Annotated in this window: 16 protein-coding genes and 1 riboswitch; of the genes, 8 read left to right on the top strand and 8 right to left on the bottom strand. The window is 68.2% G+C overall.

What is annotated here, in order from left to right; translation table 11 throughout:
• Positions 1-36: 36 nt before the first annotated feature.
• Complete coding sequence (locus ACIA76_RS18870; RefSeq protein ID WP_397153109.1) at positions 37-714, top strand: uracil-DNA glycosylase; 678 nt, start codon at positions 37-39, stop codon at positions 712-714.
• 40 nt (positions 715-754) lie between these two features.
• Positions 755-1,015: a hypothetical protein gene (locus tag ACIA76_RS18865; RefSeq protein WP_397153108.1), complete on the top strand. Its 261-nt coding sequence runs from the start codon at positions 755-757 to the stop codon at positions 1,013-1,015.
• Here ACIA76_RS18865 and ACIA76_RS18860 read toward each other — a convergent pair.
• The gene (locus ACIA76_RS18860; protein ID WP_397153107.1) at positions 999-1,511 is read right to left on the bottom strand and encodes a GNAT family N-acetyltransferase; all 513 of its coding nucleotides are present in this window, start codon (positions 1,509-1,511) and stop codon (positions 999-1,001) included. The two genes, ACIA76_RS18865 and ACIA76_RS18860, sit on opposite strands and share 17 nt — an antisense overlap.
• A 72-nt stretch (positions 1,512-1,583) precedes the next feature.
• Positions 1,584-1,775 carry a 50S ribosomal protein L28 gene (gene rpmB / locus ACIA76_RS18855; protein ID WP_039799620.1) on the bottom strand — a complete coding sequence of 64 codons (192 nt, stop codon included), beginning with the start codon at positions 1,773-1,775 and terminating at the stop codon, positions 1,584-1,586.
• A 495-nt stretch (positions 1,776-2,270) separates the two neighbouring features.
• Here rpmB and ACIA76_RS18850 point away from each other — a divergent pair, with 495 nt between their 5' ends.
• From ACIA76_RS18850 to ACIA76_RS18840, 3 genes are read left to right on the top strand one after another with little or no spacing between them, the layout of a single operon-like run.
• Complete coding sequence (locus tag ACIA76_RS18850) at positions 2,271-3,965, top strand: DAK2 domain-containing protein (protein WP_397153106.1); 1,695 nt, start codon at positions 2,271-2,273, stop codon at positions 3,963-3,965.
• A gap of 2 nt (positions 3,966-3,967) precedes the next feature.
• Positions 3,968-6,238 carry an ATP-dependent DNA helicase RecG gene (gene recG / locus ACIA76_RS18845; protein WP_397153105.1) on the top strand — a complete coding sequence of 757 codons (2,271 nt, stop codon included), beginning with the start codon at positions 3,968-3,970 and terminating at the stop codon, positions 6,236-6,238.
• 20 nt (positions 6,239-6,258) lie between these two features.
• Entirely contained in the window at positions 6,259-7,167 is a 909-nt protein-coding gene (locus ACIA76_RS18840) for an EamA family transporter (RefSeq protein WP_397153104.1), read from the top strand.
• Positions 7,168-7,172: 5 nt separating this feature from the next.
• On the opposite strand, the gene ACIA76_RS18835 is transcribed toward ACIA76_RS18840, so the two are convergent.
• The 5 genes from ACIA76_RS18835 to metE form a co-directional block, all read right to left on the bottom strand.
• Positions 7,173-7,469 carry a HigA family addiction module antitoxin gene (locus ACIA76_RS18835; RefSeq protein WP_397153103.1) on the bottom strand — a complete coding sequence of 99 codons (297 nt, stop codon included), beginning with the start codon at positions 7,467-7,469 and terminating at the stop codon, positions 7,173-7,175.
• Positions 7,470-7,484: 15 nt separating this feature from the next.
• Positions 7,485-7,766, bottom strand: coding sequence for a type II toxin-antitoxin system RelE/ParE family toxin (locus ACIA76_RS18830; RefSeq protein WP_397153102.1), 282 nt, complete (start codon positions 7,764-7,766; stop codon positions 7,485-7,487).
• 36 nt (positions 7,767-7,802) lie between these two features.
• Positions 7,803-9,224 (bottom strand): short-chain fatty acyl-CoA regulator family protein, encoded by a 1,422-nt coding sequence (locus ACIA76_RS18825; protein ID WP_397153101.1) that lies wholly within the window; start codon positions 9,222-9,224, stop codon positions 7,803-7,805.
• 120 nt (positions 9,225-9,344) lie between these two features.
• Complete coding sequence (locus ACIA76_RS18820; protein ID WP_397153100.1) at positions 9,345-9,518, bottom strand: DUF1737 domain-containing protein; 174 nt, start codon at positions 9,516-9,518, stop codon at positions 9,345-9,347.
• 97 nt (positions 9,519-9,615) lie between these two features.
• Positions 9,616-11,886 carry a 5-methyltetrahydropteroyltriglutamate--homocysteine S-methyltransferase gene (metE, locus tag ACIA76_RS18815; protein ID WP_397153099.1) on the bottom strand — a complete coding sequence of 757 codons (2,271 nt, stop codon included), beginning with the start codon at positions 11,884-11,886 and terminating at the stop codon, positions 9,616-9,618.
• Between the two features lie 135 nt (positions 11,887-12,021).
• Positions 12,022-12,256: riboswitch (cobalamin riboswitch) on the bottom strand.
• 200 nt (positions 12,257-12,456) lie between these two features.
• Here metE and ACIA76_RS18810 point away from each other — a divergent pair.
• The 3 genes from ACIA76_RS18810 (at position 12,457) to coaD (ending at position 17,020) form a co-directional block, all read left to right on the top strand.
• Complete coding sequence (locus ACIA76_RS18810; protein ID WP_397153098.1) at positions 12,457-15,861, top strand: pyruvate carboxylase; 3,405 nt, start codon at positions 12,457-12,459, stop codon at positions 15,859-15,861.
• Positions 15,858-16,415, top strand: coding sequence for a 16S rRNA (guanine(966)-N(2))-methyltransferase RsmD (rsmD, locus tag ACIA76_RS18805; RefSeq protein ID WP_397153097.1), 558 nt, complete (start codon positions 15,858-15,860; stop codon positions 16,413-16,415). Before ACIA76_RS18810 ends, rsmD begins: the two co-directional genes overlap by 4 nt.
• Before the next feature lie 119 nt (positions 16,416-16,534).
• Positions 16,535-17,020 (top strand): pantetheine-phosphate adenylyltransferase, encoded by a 486-nt coding sequence (coaD, locus tag ACIA76_RS18800; RefSeq protein ID WP_397153096.1) that lies wholly within the window; start codon positions 16,535-16,537, stop codon positions 17,018-17,020.
• 359 nt (positions 17,021-17,379) lie between these two features.
• Here coaD and ACIA76_RS18795 read toward each other — a convergent pair whose 3' ends face one another.
• Positions 17,380-18,441, bottom strand: coding sequence for a hypothetical protein (locus tag ACIA76_RS18795; RefSeq protein ID WP_397153095.1), 1,062 nt, complete (start codon positions 18,439-18,441; stop codon positions 17,380-17,382).
• Positions 18,442-18,602: the final 161 nt, after the last annotated feature.

The following is an 18,602-nucleotide window of genomic DNA, read 5'->3' as shown; positions in this document are numbered from 1 at the left end:
ACCGCCATGAAATCGTCCGCGCTATGTTTTCCGGCCATGGGCGCTAAACCATTGTCGGAGATCATCGATACGGGCTGGGCCGAGGCACTCGCGCCGGTCACCGAGCGCATCGGGGAGATGGGCGAGTTCCTGCGCGCCGAGAATGCCGCCGGGCGCGGCTATCTCCCGAAGGGTGAGAACGTGCTGCGCGCGTTCCAGCGACCCTTCGACAAGGTTCGGGTGTTGATCGTGGGCCAGGATCCCTATCCGACCCCCGGACACGCCATGGGCCTGAGTTTCTCGGTAGCGCCGGACGTTTCGCCGGTTCCGCGCAGCCTGGGCAACATCTTCTCCGAGTATTCCAAGGATCTGGGCCATCCGACGCCCACCTGCGGTGATCTGTCGCCGTGGTCGGATCAGGGTGTGCTGATGCTCAACAGGGTGCTGACCGTGCAGCCCGGCCAGCCGGCCTCACATCGCGGCAAGGGCTGGGAGGCGGTGACGGAGCAGGCTATTCGCGCACTCGTCGCCCGCGAGCAGCCGATGGTGGCGATTCTGTGGGGGCGCGATGCCTCGACATTGAAGCCGATGCTCGGCAGCGTGCCCTTCATCGAATCCGCCCATCCCTCACCGTTGTCCGCCTCGCGCGGATTCTTCGGATCGAGGCCGTTCTCCCGAACCAACGAGTTGCTCGGTACATTGGGTGCCGCCCCGGTGGATTGGCGTTTGCCGTAGCCGTGGCATGAGGTCGTTCGAGCGAATCAGGAGCAGTTGCATGCAGATCAAGTCCGTGCGCGGTGCCATAGTCACCGCCGTTGCCGGGGCGGCCATCCTGGGCGCACCCGCGATGGCGCAGGCCGGAACCATTCCGTTGGAGCAAGAGTCGTCCACTCAGCAGGCCGGTCCGGTGCTGGCGCTCTATGACCCGCAGACCGGATCGGCATCGCTGTCGTCCAATGTGAACGCGCGGGTGCTCTGCGTCTTCCAGAGCGTCAGCGCGGCGGGCGGCCTGGACTGCCTCAACGGCGCGAACTGAACTCCGCGCGGCGAATCATGCGGACCTCGACGGCCGGTGTGAACGCCTCTGTCCTATGAGTGCCGTCGAGTTCGAAGCCGTATTTCCGATAGAAGGTCTGGGCGCGCGGATTCTGCTCGAAGACCCATAGCGAGGTGTCTACCTCGGGGTCGAGTACCGCGCGCATCAGATCGTGGGCGAGGCCGGTGCCGTACCACGCGGCGCGAACATACATCGCGTTGAGCTCCCGGGCGGCCACCGGTGAATCGTCCCGGGCCGGTCCGCCGCAGGCGAATCCGATGACGAGATCGTCGGCGAGCGCGATCACGATGGCATCCGGATTGTTCGCGCGAATGCGCTCCCACGCCTCGGCGCGTCGATCGATATCGAAGGCGGCCAGGACGTGTGCGGGGACGAGGTCCCGATACGCCTCACGCCAGCAGGCGATATGACAGTCGGCCAGGGCGCGGGTGCGCTCTGTGGTGAGTGGCAGCACGCGCCAGCGATTTTCGGTCACGATCCCCCCGATCGACAAGAAACGCCCCGGATCACCCTATCGGGTGCCGGGGCGTTCCAGAGTAGTGCGGTCTCAGCCGCGGGCGACCTTACCGGCCTTCAGGCAGGAGGTGCACACGTTCATCCGACGGGTGTTGCCCGGTGCGACCTGCGCACGGACAGTCTGGATGTTCGGGTTCCAACGACGGTTGGTACGCCGGTGCGAGTGCGAAACCGACTTCCCGAAGCCGGGGCCCTTGGCGCAGACGTCGCAGACGGCAGCCATAGTCGCGAGCTCCTTCATGTCATGTGGGGACCGCTGTCTTCGCGGGACAGCCAGTCCGGAAACCTGTAGTCAATGCCTGTCGGCGAGAGCCGCCGACACCCGCAACCGATCGCCGGCCGCGTGAGGCAACCCTGCAAGACTAGCCGCCACAATTCATCGATGTCCAATCGGGCTGTGTTTGTTGGCGCCGCCTCCGGCGGCGCGGGGTTTGCGGCCCTAAGGCTCGTGGGTGGGGGGGGGGGGGGGGGGGGGGGGGGGGGGGCGCCCCGCCCCCCCCCCCCCCCCCCCCCCCCCCCCCCCCCCCCCCCCCCCCCGGCCGCAAACCCGTTGGGGTCGGGTTTTGCGGTAGAGCCCGCTGGGTCGGATTCGCGGTAGGGCTCGTGTTTCGGCGCGGGCTCGTGGGTTGGTGTGATGATCACCACCGGGGGAAGGCTGTCGGTGGAGCCGACTAGGCTCATTGCCGGGTGTAGAGATCGCGGTAGCGGTGGAAGGACGGTGACGGTGCCCGGGGTCCGGGAGGCGCTCGATGGTGCGGAAGTGGCGCACTGGGGACAGCTCTGCCTGCACGGACTCGAGCGCCATCGCGATGAGATCAACGCTCTGAACGTCTTTCCCGTCGCCGATTCCGATACCGGCACCAATCTGCTGGCCACCATGCGGGCGGCCGTCGGGGCTGTGGACGGGCGGGTCGATTCCGCGCGATCGGTGCTGGCTGTCATGGCTCGGGCGGGAGTCGTTGGGGCGCGGGGTAATTCGGGCATCATCGCGTCCCAGGTGCTGCGCGGGCTGGCCGAGGCGGTCCCCGGCGCGACACTGACCGGGCCGATGCTGCCGGTGGCGCTGCGGCGCGCGGCCGTGCTGGTCCGGGAGGCCCTGAGCGATCCCGTCGACGGCACCATGTTGACCGTGTTGGAGGCCGCGGCCGACCGCATCGCCGACGCCGCCGGGGAATCTCTGGCCGAGCTCGCCCGGGCCGCGGCCGACGGGGCCGCCAAGGCGCTCGTCGACACCCCTTCTCAATTGGGCGTCCTGCGCGCGGCCGGGGTGGTGGATGCGGGGGCCCGGGGACTGCTGGTGATGTTCGACGCGTTGGTCGAGGTGATCACGGGCCACGCACCGACCCGTCCGTCCTATCGGAAGGCCGACGAGTACCGGGACGTGCGCCCCACGACCTCGGACCATATTCGCCCTGCCGACCGCACACACCGGCCCCTCGATTCGTCCGGTTCCGCCCATCCTCTTGTTCCTGGTTCCGCCCATCCTCTTGTTCCCGCCGTAGGCGGGACCCTCGATGTTCCGCAGTACGAGGTCATGTACCTGCTCTCCGAATCCGACGAGACGCGCATCGACGCACTGCGGGAAGGCCTTGCGGGGCTGGGGGATTCGGTGGTGGTGGTCGGTGACGGCGGTGGTGGATTCTCCGCCCACGTGCACTGCGCCGATGCCGGTGCGGCCGTCGAGGCGGGCCTGGCGGCGGGGATGCTGAGCGGAATCCGGATCGAGGGTCTGGCCGTGAATCCGCTCGCGGTGCGGGGTCCGGCCGATCGCGGCATTCTCGCCGTCGCCACCGGTTCCGGCGCCGCGCGGCTGTTCGAGGATGCCGGTGCGGTGGTGCTCGACGGACCCGTGACCGCCGAGGTGCTGCTGGAGGCGATTCGGCGCATGCCGCATCGCGAGGTCCTGGTGCTGCCCAACGGCGCCCTGCCCGCGCACGAACTGGTCGCGGTGAGCGTGGCCGCCCGAGACGGTCACCGCGAGGTGCTGATGCTGCCGAGCGGATCGATGGTGCAGGGTCTGGCGGCGCTCGCGCTGCACGACGACGGCCGCATCGCGGTCGACGACGCCTTCACCATGTCCGAGGCCGCCGGCGGGACTCGCTGGGGTGCGCTGCGCATCGCGGCCGAACGAGCGCTGACCATCGTCGGCACCTGCGAAAAGGACGACGGGCTCGGCCTGGTCGGTCACGATGTCGTGGTCATCGATCCCGATCCGGGCCGCGCGGCGCGCACCCTGCTGGATCGTATGCTGGGCCTGGGCGGTGAACTGGTCACGCTGCTGCTCGGCGCCGACGCCCCACCCGGCCTGGACGACGAACTGGCCGAACATATTTCCGCGACGTTCCCGGGCGTGGAGGTCGTCTCCTACGACGGTGGTCAGCCGGGGGACCTGGTGCAGATCGGGGTGGAATAGCGATGGCGACTTTGGGCGATCGGCTCGACCATGTGCTGGGCGTGAAGGCGGCCGAACCGCTGGCCGACGCGTTCGATATGCACACCGTCGAGGATCTGCTGCGACACTACCCGCTGCGTTACGCCACCCAGGGCCAGCCGCTGACCGAGGAGGTCCCCGAGGAGGGCGCGCATATCACCGTGGTCGGCCTGGTCACCAAGACCGAGCTGCGGCCCATGCGGCAGCGCCGGGGCAAACTGCTCAAGGTCGAGCTCGACACCGGTTCGGCGCGCCCGGTGGAGATCACCTTCTTCAACGGTGACAAGGTGAATTACCTTGTCAAACAGGGTGTTCGGGCGATGATGTCGGGCACCGTGCACTGGTGGCGCCCGGACCGCTGGAATCTGTCGCATCCGTCGTATCTGATCCTGCCCGAGGCGGGGGAGTCGGTGGAGAATCTCACCGCGGTGCGTGGCAGCGGCAGCCTGCGCGGACTGGCGGAGAGCGCGAAAGGCGCGGAGGGCGTGGACGTCTCGTTCTTCGAGCGCGAATACATCCCGGTTTACGCGGCGACGGCCAAGGTGCAGAGCTGGGATGTGCTGGCCTGTGTGCGGCAGGTCCTGGACCAACTCGATCCCATCGACGATCCACTCTCGACCGATATTCGCGAAGATCGTGGCCTGATGGCGATCTCGGACGCGCTGCGGCTGATCCATCTGCCCGAACACAAGTCCGATATCGAACAGGCCAGGGAGCGTTTGCGTTTCGACGAGGCGCTGGCACTGCAGCTGGTCCTGGCCGAACGCCGCCACGATGTGGCCGGTCGCATCGCACCGTCGTGCCCGCCCCGAACCGACGGTATCGCGGCGGCCTTCGAGAAGCGGCTGCCGTTCGAGCTGACCGCCGGACAGCGGAAGGTGATCGCCGAGATCTCCGACGACCTGTCGCGTACCCATCCCATGCACCGGCTGCTGCAGGGCGAGGTCGGTTCGGGTAAGACGATCGTCGCCCTGCACGCCATGTTGCAGGTGGTCGACGCCGGACTGCAGTGCGCACTGCTGGCGCCGACGGAAGTGCTTGCCTCCCAGCACTATCGGTCGCTGCGGAACATGCTCGGCGATCTGGGCACGGCCGGGGAGCTGGGCGCGGACGAGCGCGCCACCAAGCTGGTGCTGGTGACCGGCTCGATGTCCACCGCGGCGAAGAAGAAGGCGCTGCTGGACGCGATGACCGGCGAGGCGGGCATCGTCATCGGCACCCACGCGCTGATCCAGGACGCGGTGGAATTCCACGATCTGGGCATGGTGATCGTGGACGAACAGCATCGCTTCGGCGTCGAACAGCGAGATGCGTTGCGCGCCAAGGCCAAGGGCGATACCAGCCCGCATCTGCTGGTGATGACGGCCACGCCGATCCCGCGCACCATCGCCATGACCACGCTCGGCGATCTGGAGACCTCGACGCTGACCGAACTGCCGCGCGGCCGCTCGCCGATCACCACCCGCGTGGTGCCCGCGCGCATGAAACCGGCCTGGGTGGAACGGGCCTGGGAGCGCATCCGCGAGGAGGTCGGCGCGGGACGACAGGCCTATGTCGTGTGCTCGCGCATCGGCGAGGAGGACGAGGACGCGAAGGGTAAGGGCAAGAAGAAGGCCAAGGCCGAGCAGGAGAAGGAGGGGCCGACCACCCACGCCGCGATCGACGTCTACGAGACCCTGCGCACCGGACCGCTGGCGGAGCTGCGCGTCGGCCTGCTGCACGGGCGGCTGCCCAACGACGAGAAGGACCGCGTGATGCGGGCCTTCAACGACGGCGATATCGATGTGCTGGTGTGCACTACGGTCGTCGAGGTCGGTGTGGACGTGCCGAATGCGACGGTCATGGTGATCGTGGACGCCGACCGATTCGGGGTGAGCCAGCTGCATCAGCTGCGCGGGCGGGTCGGCCGTGGCAAACATGCCGGGCTGTGCCTGCTGATCACCGAAACCTCGCCGATGGGAACGGCCATGGCGCGGCTGGAGGCGGTCGCGGGCACGCTCGACGGCTTCGAATTGTCGGTGCTGGATCTGCGTCAGCGCCGCGAGGGCGATGTGCTCGGCTCCGCGCAATCGGGAACAGCGCGCAGCCTGCGGTTGTTGTCGCTGCTGGACGATCTCGAGGTCATCACGGCCGCACAGCAATTGGCGCGCGAGGTGGTCGAGGCCGATCCGGGGCTGGCGAAACATCCGAGGCTGGCATCGATGATGCATGCCGCCGTCGATTCCGAGCGGATCGAATACCTGGCCAAATCATGACCGCATCGAGGGGAGAGTCCGTGGTCGCGATCGAAATCGGCGAGGGACGGAAAGTTGCGCTGCCGCAACTGTTCTCGCGTATCTCACTGCGCCAGGGCGTGGGAGGCGTGCCGCCGACCGCGCTGGTGCTGGCGGGGATCGTCAGCGTGCAGTTGGGTGCGGCACTGGCCACCAGGCTGTTCGCGGCCACCGGTCCGGCCGGTGCGGTGAGTCTGCGACTGTTCTTCGCGGGTGCGGTGCTGCTGGTGTTCTGGCGCTCGGCGCTGCGGATCCCGCGCCGGGCGGTGCCGGTGGTGCTCGCCTACGGTGCGGTGCTCGCGGTGATGAACGTCGCCTTCTACGAGGCGATCGACCGCATCCCCTTGGGCATGGCCGTCACCATCGAATTCCTCGGACCGCTGGCTGTGGCGCTGGCCGGATCGCGCCGCTGGATCGACCCGGCATGGGCGGTGCTCGCCGGAGGCGGCGTGCTGCTGCTCACCCAGACCGACGGCGACGTCGCCTGGACCGGCGTCGTCCTCGCGCTCGTTGCCGCGGCCCTGTGGGCGAGCTATATCCTGCTCAGCGCGAAACTGGGCGAAACCACCAGCGGCGGTGGGGGATTGGCACTGGCGATGGCGTTCGGCGGGCTGCTCATGGCGCCCGTGGGCATCATCAGCGCCGGAACCGCACTACTGCAACCCTCGGTACTGGCCGCCGGATTCGGCGTGGCCCTGCTGTCCTCGGTGCTCCCGTACTCGGTCGAACTCGAGGCCCTGCGCCGCATCCCACCCCGAGTCTTCGGCGTCCTCATGAGCCTGGAACCGGCGGTCGGCGCGCTGGCGGGCCTGGCGGTCCTGAGCCAGGCGATGAACCTGCCGCAATGGGCCGGAATCGCCTGCGTGGTGGCCGCTTCCATCGGCGCCACTCGAACGAGTAGGGCGCGGTAGGCCGATCAGGCCGATTTCAGCGGCTTGATCGCCGCGAGTTCCGTTGCCAGCCTGGTCCGTTCGGTCTCGATGTCGTAGCGGTCCTGCAGGTTGAGCCAGAACCGCTCGCTGGTCCCGAAGTATCGCGCGAGGCGCAATGCGGTATCCGGGGTGACCCGCCGCTTGCCGTGGACGATCTCGTTGATTCTCCGTGGCGGCACATGAAGGGCCGTTGCCAGCCCGTTCTGCGTGATCGCCAGGGGCTTCAGGTACTCCTCGTCGAGGATCTCGCCGGGATGAATCGGTTCCATGAAGGTGGCCATGGCGAGGTTCTCCTTTCAGTGATAGTCGACCAGTTCGACATCGGACGGGCCCGCTTCGGTCCATCTGAAGCAGATCCGCCACTGCTGATTGACCCGGATGCTGTGCTGCCCATCGCGATCACCGGTCAACTTCTCGAGTCGGTTGCCGGGCGGCACCCTCAAATCGTTGATGTGGTCGGCAGCGTCGAGGATCAGCAGCTTCCGGTATGCAGATCGCTGTAGCTCAGGACTGAGCCGTCGGCAATGCCGTCGGTTCCATACGTCTTCGGCGTCCTTGCCTGTGAACGTTTGGATCACCGCTCTACTATAACGCGCCGCGTCATGGTAGAGCGATCAGCGCGCGGCGCGGGGGTAGGGCAGGTCGATCGAGGTGTTCTCGGTGATGGCCAGGGGGCGGCCGATCTGGGGGAAGGCGCGTTGGGGGCAGGCCGAGCGTTCGCAGACCTTGCAGCCCGCGCCGATCGGGACCGTGGCGGAGGGGTCGTCGAGGTGGAGCCCCTTGGAATAGACCAGGCGGTCGGCGTATTCGATATCGCAGCCCAGGCCGATCGCGAATTCCTTACTGGCCGTGCCGAATCCGTGCGCGCCGGGACTGGTGGTGCGGGCGATCCAGAGGTAGCGGCGGCCGTCGGGCATCGAGGCGACCTGGGTGAGGATTCGGCCCGGGTGCGCAAAGGCGTCGTGGACCACCCAGAGCGGGCAGCTGCCGCCGACGCGGGAGAAGTGGAAGGCGGTCGCGGATTGGCGCTTGGAGATGTTGCCCGCGCGGTCGGTGCGCACGAAGAAGAACGGCACCCCGCGCTGACCCTGCCGCTGCAGGGTGCTGAGCCGATGGCAGACCGTCTCGAAGCCCACCTCGAAGCGCAGCCCCAAAAGGTCGATGTCATAACGCAATTCCTCGGCCGAGCGCAGGAACTTCCCATACGGCAGGATCAGCGCGCCGGCGAAGTAGTTGGCCAGGCCGACCCGGGCCAGTGCCCGCGATTCGCCGGTCAGCGACGGGGTATCGCCGAGCACCTCGTCCAGCAGCGGGCCGTACAGCAGGAAGGCCAGCGTGGTCGCGATCTGGAAGGCGCGCTGGCCGGGGCGCAGCCGCCGGGCCAGGGTCAGGGTGCGCGACTCCGCCTCGTAGTACCGCTTCGGGATGTTCGGATCCGCGCCGTCGCCGCGCACCAGCACCGTGACCCCCGCCTTCTCCTCGGCGACACGAGCCAGCTGACGATCCAGCGAGCCGATGGACAGCCCGCACTCCTCGAACAACCGCTCGGCCGCGAGATCGAGCTGGGCGATGTGGTTGTGATGGTCGTAGAAGAAATCGCGCACATCCTCGTACGGCATCGGCACGCCGGGCGCGCCGGTCGGGGTCGCGACCTTGGAGGACAACAGATCCAGCTGATCGGTCGCCGCACGCAGGCGCCGATGCATGGCGACGATGGTCTTGGCGACCTCGGGCAGCCGAGTGGCCAGATCCTCGACCTCGGCGGCGGGCGGCGCGGTGCCGCCGGCGGCCTCGATCAGCACCTCGTGCAGATCCGAGACCAGCCGGGCGTCGGAGTCGGCGGCGAAGAACTGCACGTCCAGGTCGAACGTCGAATTCAGCTTCAGCAGCACCGGAATGGTGAGCGGCCGCTGATCGCGTTCGAGCTGGTTGAGGTAGCTGGGAGACAGATCCAGAGACTTCGCCAGGGCGGCCTGGGTCATCCGTCGTTCCTCGCGCAACCGGCGTAGTCGGGCCCCCGCATACATCTTGCGCACGTGCCGATGCTACCCAGAAATCTTCGCAATCATTGCAATATTGACGCTACTTGCCGACAAAAAACATCGATTGCGAGGCCTTTTGCCCCCGGCACCTGCTGCGTAGCGTGCGAAGTACGGCTAACTCGGGTCCCAGACAACCGCTTGCGCGGCGACCACGTGTTCACCGTTGAATGTCACCGCCGGCGACCCGTACAGCTTGTACCTCTCGTCGAGGATGTCACTGATCCGCTCGCAGAAAGCGGCGTCGTCGCGTCCGGTGATCAGTCTGTAGCGCCGCGGCGTATCGGTCATGGCGTCAGCCTAAGTGGCGTACCCGCCTGTGACCGAGGGGTTTTCCCGGCCCCGTCCGGTGCCTGGGGCACCGGACGGGGTTGTCGCACTATCGGATTCAGCGCACCGCGTGCGCGGCCTGAACCATATTGCCCAGGGCGGCTTCCACCTCTGCCGCACCGCGGGTCTTCAGGCCGCAGTCCGGATTCACCCAGAGTCGTTCCGCCGGAACGGCCTTCAGCGCCGCCTTCAGCGAGGCGGTGATCTCCTCGACCGAGGGCACCCGCGGGGAGTGGATATCGTAGACGCCCGGGCCGACACCGAGCTGGAATCCGGTGGCGTCGAGGTTGTCGAGGACCTCCATGCTCGAGCGGGCGGCCTCGATGGAGGTGACATCGGCGTCGAGCGCCTCGATGGCGCTGATGACCGAGCCGAACTCCGCGTAGCACATATGGGTGTGGATCTGGGTGGCATCGGTCACCCCGCTGGTCGCCAATCGGAAGGCGCGCACCGACCACTCGAGGTAGTCCGGCCTGGCCTCCGCGCGCAGCGGCAGCAGCTCGCGCAGGGCCGGCTCATCCACCTGGATGACCCGGATTCCGGCGCTCTGCAGATCGACGGTCTCGTCCCGGATGGCCAGCGCCACCTGTCGGCCCGAATCGGCCAGCGGCTGATCGTCGCGCACGAACGACCACGCGAGGATCGTCACCGGACCGGTCAGCATGCCCTTGACCGGCTTCTCGGTCAGCGACTGCGCGTAGGCGATCCACTCCACCGTCATCGGCGCGTTCCGCACCACGTCACCGAACAGGATCGGCGGCCGCACGCAGCGGGTGCCGTAGGACTGCACCCAGCCGTTGTGCGTGGCGGCGAAGCCGTCCAGCTGCTCGGCGAAGTACTGCACCATGTCGTTGCGCTCGGGCTCGCCGTGCACGAGCACGTCGATGCCCAGCCGCTCCTGCAGGGCGATGACCTCGTCGATCTCGGCGCGCATCCGCCGCTTGTACTCGGCGGCATCGATCTCGCCGGAGCGCAACGCCGCTCGCGCCTTGCGGATCGCCGAGGTCTGCGGATACGAGCCGATCGTGGTGGTCGGCAGCGCGGGCAGCTTCAGCCGATCGCGTTGCAGCACACGGCGTTCCTCGGCGGGCGCGCGCCGGTCCGCGTCGGGGCCGAGGGTGCTCAGGCGCGTCCGCACGGTCTCGTTGTGCAGCCGGGCGTCCTCGCGGCGAGCCGCCAGGGCCGCACGGGCGGTGGACAATTCGTCCGCCACGGCCTCGGTGCCGTCGCGCAGCGCGGTGGCCAGAGTGCGAACCTCGGCCACCTTCTCCTCGCCGAACGCCAGCCACGACCGCAGCGCCGGGTCAAGATCCGGCTCCGCGGTGAGCGAATACGGCACGTGCAGAAGGGAACTCGACGTCGACACCGCCAGCTTCCCGGCGCTGCCCAGCAGCGTGCCCAGGATGGCCAGGGAGCCGTCGAGATCGTTGCGCCACACATTGCGGCCGTTCACGACGCCCGCGACGACCAGCTTGTTCGCCAGTGCGGGCACGGCCGCGACGTCGGCGACACCGGTGCCGCGGGTGAAATCGAGTGCCACGCCCTCGATCTCGGTCGCCGCGAGCTCCGCCAACGCGGGCCCCGGGCGGCCGAAGTAGGTCGCGACCAGGATCGCGGGCCGCTCCGGCGTCTGCGCCAGCGTGGTGTAAGTGCTACGAACCAGGGCGATTTCGTCGTCGGTGAGATCGGTGACCAGCACCGGCTCGTCCAGCTGCACCCATTCGGCGCCCGCGGCGGCCAACTGCCGCAACAGCTCCTGATAGAGCGGGATCAGCTCGTCGAGCTTGCTCAGCGGCACGGTGCCGTCGAGGCCCTTGGCCAGCTTCAGGAAGGTCAGCGGGCCGACCACGACCGGGCGGGCGGGCACGCCGAGCGCCAGCGCCTCGCGCAGCTCCGCGAGCGGCTTGTCCGGATGCAGCGCGAAGGTCGTGCCGGGCCCGATCTCGGGGACGAGGTAGTGATAGTTGGTGTCGAACCACTTGGTCATCTCGAGCGGTTCGATGGACTCGGCCCCGCGCGCGGCGGCGAAGTACCGGTCCAGCGGGTCGGAGATCCCGGCGACCCGCGGAGGCAGCGCGCCGAACAGGACCGCGGTGTCGAGCACCTGGTCGTAATAGGAGAAGGTGCCGACCGGTACCGAATCCAGGCCCGCCGCCTGCAGGGCGGTCAGATGGTCGGTCCGCAGGGATTTCGCGACGCTCTCCAGTTCGGCGGCGCCGATGCGACCGGCCCAATAGCTCTCGATCGCGCGCTTGAGTTCGCGCCGCGGCCCGATACGCGGAATGCCGAGAACGGTTGCGGTGAAAGGTGTATGTGCTGTGACAGTCACGGTATGTCTCCAGTGCTGGAAGCCACGGGTCACCGCCACAAGCAGACGGAGCGCCCGAGTTTCGCCATACCCAACGACACGGTATGAACACTGGTGTCCGCCCGCCCGATCCACGAGGCGGTGGCCGCCGGATACGGCGTATCCGGCACAGTCGGCAGGTCTTCGGACTCGCAGGCTTCCCGTATGGACCCGGCCTACGCCACCCCATATGGGCCCGGCATGTACTTCGCCGGATTCCTACTGGCCGTCGCTTCCCGGAGGCTTCCAGTGCTGATGACGGCGGTCGTTCCTGCATACCGCTGCGGGACAGTCCCGGATTCTCACCGGGTTCCCTCTCGCCGGTCCAGGGACCGGCTCGACGCTGCGTATCCGACGCTCGGGGCTCCAACTCGTCGGCGCAACGAACCAGCTGCACTGTTGAGCATAAGCGACGCGGGACGCGGGGATATTCCGGAGGCGATCGGCGCAGCGGTAACACAACTTCGCAGATCGCGGGATCGGTTTGTGAGGATGGTTGCGAAGCCCGGATCACGGGTTCGGCGCCGCTCACCGGGCAGGTACCTTAGGCGGATGTTCTCCAAAGTGCTGGTCGCCAACCGCGGTGAAATCGCCATCCGGGCCTTCCGCGCTGCCTACGAACTCGGCATCGGAACCGTCGCGGTGTTCCCCCACGAGGACCGCAATTCGGTGCATCGGCTCAAGGCCGACGAGTCCTACCAGATCGGTACGCCGGGTCATCCGGTGCGGGCGTATCTGTCCATCGAGGAGATCATCAAGGCCGCGAAGACCGCGGGCGCGGATGCCGTCTATCCGGGTTACGGCTTCCTGTCGGAGAATCCGGATCTGGCCGCCGCCTGCGCGCGCGAGGGCATCACCTTCATCGGGCCGTCCTCGGCTGTGCTCGAACTCACAGGCAACAAGGCCCGCGCCATCGCCGCCGCCAAGGCTGCCGGGCTGCCGGTGCTCGATTCCAGCGCGCCCTCCTCGGATGTGGACGAGTTGTCGGTCGCCGCGGAGTCGATGCAATTCCCGATCTTCGTCAAGGCCGTCGCCGGTGGTGGCGGGCGCGGTATGCGCCGGGTGGCCGAGCCGGGTCAGCTGCGCGATTCGATCGAGGCCGCGATGCGCGAGGCCGAATCGGCCTTCGGCGACGCGACGGTGTTCCTGGAGCAGGCGGTGATCAATCCCCGCCATATCGAGGTGCAGATCCTGGCCGATGAGCACGGCAATGTGATGCATCTGTTCGAGCGGGACTGCTCGCTGCAGCGGCGGCATCAGAAGGTGATCGAGCTGGCGCCCGCGCCGAATCTGGATCCCGCTCTGCGCGAACGGATCTGCGCCGACGCGGTGGCCTTCGCGCGGCAGATCGGATACAGCTGCGCGGGCACGGTCGAATTCCTGCTCGACGAGCGCGGTAACCACGTCTTCATCGAGATGAATCCGCGAATCCAGGTGGAGCATACGGTGACCGAGGAGATCACCGATGTCGACCTGGTGGCCGCGCAGCTGCGCATCGCGACGGGGGAGACCCTGGAAGATCTCGGCCTGAGCCAGGATTCGGTCGCCATCCGCGGCGCGGCCTTGCAGTGCCGGATCACCACCGAGGATCCGGCCAACGGCTTCCGCCCCGATACCGGCCGCATCACCGCGTACCGCAGCCCGGGCGGCGGCGGCATCCGGCTCGACGGCGGTGCGAATCTGGGCGCCGAGGTCGGGGCGTACTTCGACTCGATGCTGGTGAAGCTCACCTGCCGCGGCCGCACCTTCGAGCAGGCCGTGGGCCGGGCGCGACGCGCGGTGGCGGAGTTCCGGATTCGCGGCGTCGCCACGAATATCCCGTTCCTGCAGGCGGTTCTGGACGATCCGGACTTCCGCGCGGGGCGGGTGACGACCTCGTTCATCGACGAGCGCCCGCATCTGCTGACCCAGCGCGGTTCGGCCGACCGCGGCACCCGGATCCTGCGCTATCTGGCCGACATCACGGTCAACAAGCCGCACGGCGAACGACCGACCACGGTGTACCCGCGGGACAAGCTGCCCTCGATCGATCTGGCCACACCGCCGCCGGACGGCTCGCGGCAGCGGCTGCTGCGGCTCGGGCCGGATGGATTCGCCCGGGCGCTGCGCGATCAGAAGGGTGTCGGGGTCACCGACACCACCTTCCGCGATGCGCATCAGTCGCTGCTGGCGACGCGGGTGCGGACCGCCAGCCTGTTGCAGGTGGCCGGGCATGTGTCCCGGATGACGCCGGAGTTGCTGTCCATCGAGTGCTGGGGCGGCGCGACATACGATGTGGCGCTGCGGTTCCTGTACGAGGATCCGTGGGAGCGGCTGGCGGCGCTGCGTGAGGCGGTGCCCAACATCTGCCTGCAGATGCTGCTGCGCGGCCGGAATACGGTGGGCTACACGCCCTATCCGGAAGAGGTCACGCGCGCGTTCGTCTCCGAGGCCACCGCGACCGGTATCGATATCTTCCGCATCTTCGACGCGCTCAACAACGTCGACCAGATGCGCCCGGCCATCGACGCGGTGCGCGAAACCGGCACGGCCGTCGCGGAAGTCGCGATGAGCTACACCGGCGATCTGTCGAATCCGGACGAGGATCTCTACACCCTCGACTACTACTTGAAGCTGGCGGAGCAGATCGTCGCGGCCGGTGCGCACATCATCGGCATCAAGGATATGGCCGGACTGCTGCGCGCCCCCGCGGCCCATACGCTGGTGTCGGCGCTGCGCAGTAACTTCGATCTGCCGGTGCACGTGCACACCCACGACACTCCCGGCGGGCAGTTGGCCACCTATCTGGCCGCCTGGCAGGCCGGGGCGAACGCGGTGGACGGTGCGTCGGCGCCGATGGCCGGGACCACGAGCCAGCCGGGGCTCTCGGCAATCGTCGCGGCGGCGGCGAATTCGGAATACGACACCGGGCTGAGCCTGCGCAACATCTGCGATCTCGAGCCGTACTGGGAGGCGCTGCGAAAGGGCTACGCGCCCTTCGAATCCGGGCTGCCGGGGCCGACCGGACGCGTCTACACCCACGAGATCCCGGGTGGGCAGCTGTCGAATCTGCGGCAGCAGGCCATCGCACTCGGGCTGGGCGACCGGTTCGAGGAGGTCGAGGCGAAATACGCTGCGGCGGACCGGTTGCTGGGACGTCTGGTGAAGGTCACGCCGTCGTCGAAGGTGGTCGGCGATCTCGCGCTGTCGCTGGTCGGCTCCGGAGTGGACGTGGCGGATTTCGCGGCCGATCCGGGCCGATACGACATCCCGGATTCGGTGATCGGTTTCCTGCGTGGTGAATTGGGCACGCCCGCGGGAGGCTGGCCCGAACCGTTCCGCAGCCGCGCGCTGGCCGGTCGCGGACCCGCCAAGCCCGAGACGGCGCTGACGCCCGCCGATGAGGCCGCCCTGGACGGGACATCCGAGCAGCGGCGAGAGACGTTGAACCGCTTGCTGTTTCCCGGACCGACCAGTGAATTCCTCGCCCACCGTGAGAAGTTCGGCGATACCTCCGGGCTGTCGGCCAATCAGTTCTTCTACGGTCTGCGCCACGGTGAGGAGCATCGCGTGCAGTTGGAGAAGGGCGTCACGCTGCTCATCGGACTCGAGGCCATCTCCGAGCCCGACGATCGCGGAATGCGCACGGTGATGTGCATTCTCAATGGTCAGCTTCGCCCGGTCACCGTGCGGGATCGCTCCATCGCCAGCGAGATTCCCGCCGCCGAGAAGGCCGACAAGGCCAATCCGGGCCAGATCGCCGCCCCGTTTGCGGGCGTGGTCACGCTGGTGGTCTCCGAGGGCGACGCGATCGCCGCCGGCGACACCGTCGGCACGATCGAGGCCATGAAGATGGAGGCCGCCATCACCGCGCCGCGCGCCGGTGTCGTCCGGCGCATCGCCATCGCCAAGGTGCAACAGGTCGAGGGCGGGGATCTGCTCGTCGACGTGCGGCCCAACGAGACCGCGGCCGAATGACCCGCATCGTTGCCGGGGTCGCGGGCGGGCGGCGGCTGCGCGTGCCGCCCGCCGGGACCCGGCCGACCTCGGATCGGGTGCGCGAGGCGCTGTTCAATCTGCTGGCGGCGCGCATGGATTTCGACGGCGTGCGGGTGCTGGATCTGTACGCCGGATCCGGCGCGCTGGGCCTGGAGGCGTTGTCCCGCGGCGCATCTCACGCGTTGCTGATCGAATCCGACCGCAAGGCAGCGGGAATCGTGCGCACCAACATCGCCGAGCTCGCCCTGCCCGGCGCCGAATTACGCCAGGCCACGGTCGTTTCCGCGCTGGCCGCCGCGCCGGCCGCCCCCTACGATCTGGTGTTCTCCGATCCCCCATACGCGGTGGACACCGCCGAGATAGCCGCCGACCTGTCGGCGCTGTCGACCAACGGCTGGCTACACCCCGACGCCCTGATCGTCGTCGAACGCTCCGCCCGGACCCCCGAAACCCCCTGGCCCCCAGCCTTCTCCCCCCTCAACCCCCGCACCTACGGCGAAACCCGCCTCGACCTCGCCGAGTACCTCCCCTAACCCCCACAACCTCGCACCCTCTCCCGCCCTTCGCACCGGTTGCGGACGCCCGCAGCCGGTGCGAAGACACGGAACGGGTGCGAGGATTCGGGCGCGGGTTGTGCTGCTAGCGTTTGGGTATGGCTGGAGCGGTGTGTCCGGGGTCGTTCGATCCGGTGACCAATGGGCATCTCGATGTGATCAGGCGGGCGGCTACACAGTTCGACGAACTTGTGGTGACCGTGATGATCAACAAGAGCAAACAGGGCATGTTCAGTGTCGACGAGCGCATCGAGATGTTGCGTGAGGCCACTGCCGATCTGCCCAATGTGCGGGTCGAATCCTGGTACGGGCTGCTGGTCGACTTCGCTCGCGAGCAGGGCATCACCGCGATCGTCAAGGGCCTGCGTGACACCACCGACTTCGCCTACGAACTCCAGATGGCCCAGATGAACCGAAAGCTCTCCGGCGTCGACACCTACTTCCTGGCCTCCAACCCCGCCGACAGCTTCCTGTCCAGCTCCCTGGTCAAGGAGGTCGCCACCTTCGGCGGCGACGTCACCGACATGGTCCCCCCCGCCGTCCACAAACGCCTGCTCACCCGCCTCGCCGAACGCCAAGGCTGACCCGACCCTCAACCGAACCGCTCGGCCCCCGGCCTGAACCGCACCCTTTCTCGCGCTTCGCACCCGTTGCGGGCAGCCACAGCGGGTGCGAAGCGCGGGAACTGGTGCGAAGGCCCACTCGGCTTGAGCCGCACCTCGGGTTGAGCCGCACCCTTTCTCGCGCTTCGCACCCCTTGCGGGCAGCCACAGCCGGTGCGAAGCGCCAGAAGTGGTGCGAAGGGCCGCTCGGGTTGAGTCGCACCTCAAGTTGAGCCCGCCTCGGATTGAGCCGTGCCTCAGGTTGGGCCGCACCCTTTCTGGCGCTTCGCACCCCTTGTGGGCAGCCGCAGGGGGTGCGAAGCGCTGGAAGGGGTGCGGGGTTAGATCGGGCGGATGTCCAGGGGGCGGGGGTCTCGGAGCGGGGCCGGGTGGATGTAGCCGGTTGGGGTGGTTTGGGTGCCGCGGGTGATGGCGGCCTGGATGCGGGGGGCCGCGGTGTTGTCCGACAGGTCGTTCCAGGTCCAGCGGATTACCTGGAAACCCGAGGCGCGTAGGGCGTCTTCGCGGAGCTTCTCCGCGTAGACGGCGTCCGCGGGGGTTTGGTCGGGGCGTAGCAGGCGGCCGTATTTCGCTCGACCGTCGAATTCGCACAGGACGCCGGACTTCTCGTAGTAGAAGTCCACTCGTCCGATGAGGGTGCCGGTGGCGTCGAACACATTGCCCTGCGACATCGGATCGGGGAATCCGAGGCGTTCGAGCATGACGCGGCTGCGGGATTCGCCGACGCTCTCGCTGCGCCCGTCCAGCCGGGCCACCACCCGTTTCGCATGGGCGATGCCGTGCCGGAACTTGGCTCGCTCCAATTCGATCGCGAGGTCGGTCCACTCGATGCCGAACATGCCCACCAGGGCGTCGCCGACGGCCAGTGCAGGCTCCAGCGACAGCGTCCGGGCCAGATCGACGAGGGTGCGCGCGGGGGTGGTCAGCCGATATCCGTCCACCATCGACACCTCGTCCACCGGTGCGCAGTGCATCTTCATATCCGGTTTGATCCGGCCGCCGTGGCGGCGGTTGCGGGTCACACAGACCCGGCCGAGCGGGACCTGCCACAGCGCGCAGCCGTAGATCAACGCGGCGGACTGGTGACTGAGCACCGTCTGATCGGCCATCTCGGGCAGGACCGCGTCGATCAGGAGTCGATGCTGTTCGATGGCATCGAGATCGACGAAGGCCGCATCGTTCACATAGGCGCCCCGCCGCAGGCGCCGCCACCGCTGCCCGCGATGGTAGCGGCGGATCTCGTTGTCGCTCAGGCCGCATCGCAAGGCCTCGCCGCGCCGATGGATCGCGGTAGGCGGGGCCTGTGGCGCCGGCTCGGATGGTCCGCATCGGCCGCGCAGGTCCGTCTGCGGTGCGAGCTTCGGCGGCCGCCCGGCACTCACTGAGCCTCGGGATCGGTCCGGGGCCGTCGAATTCGCCGCGCGGGGAACCCTTCACACGGTTCGCCGCGATGGACGACCGGACGTACCCGTGTGCTGGATACGCGCATCGCCCGCAGCCACGCGACCCGACATCCCTGGCAATCGTTCACAGCAACACCTCC

It is taken from the genome of Nocardia sp. NPDC051570 (assembly GCF_044454005.1).
Taxonomy (GTDB): Bacteria; Actinomycetota; Actinomycetes; order Mycobacteriales; family Mycobacteriaceae; genus Nocardia.
Note: the sequence above shows the minus strand (reverse complement) of the source record. Positions and strands in the feature narration are given on the sequence as shown.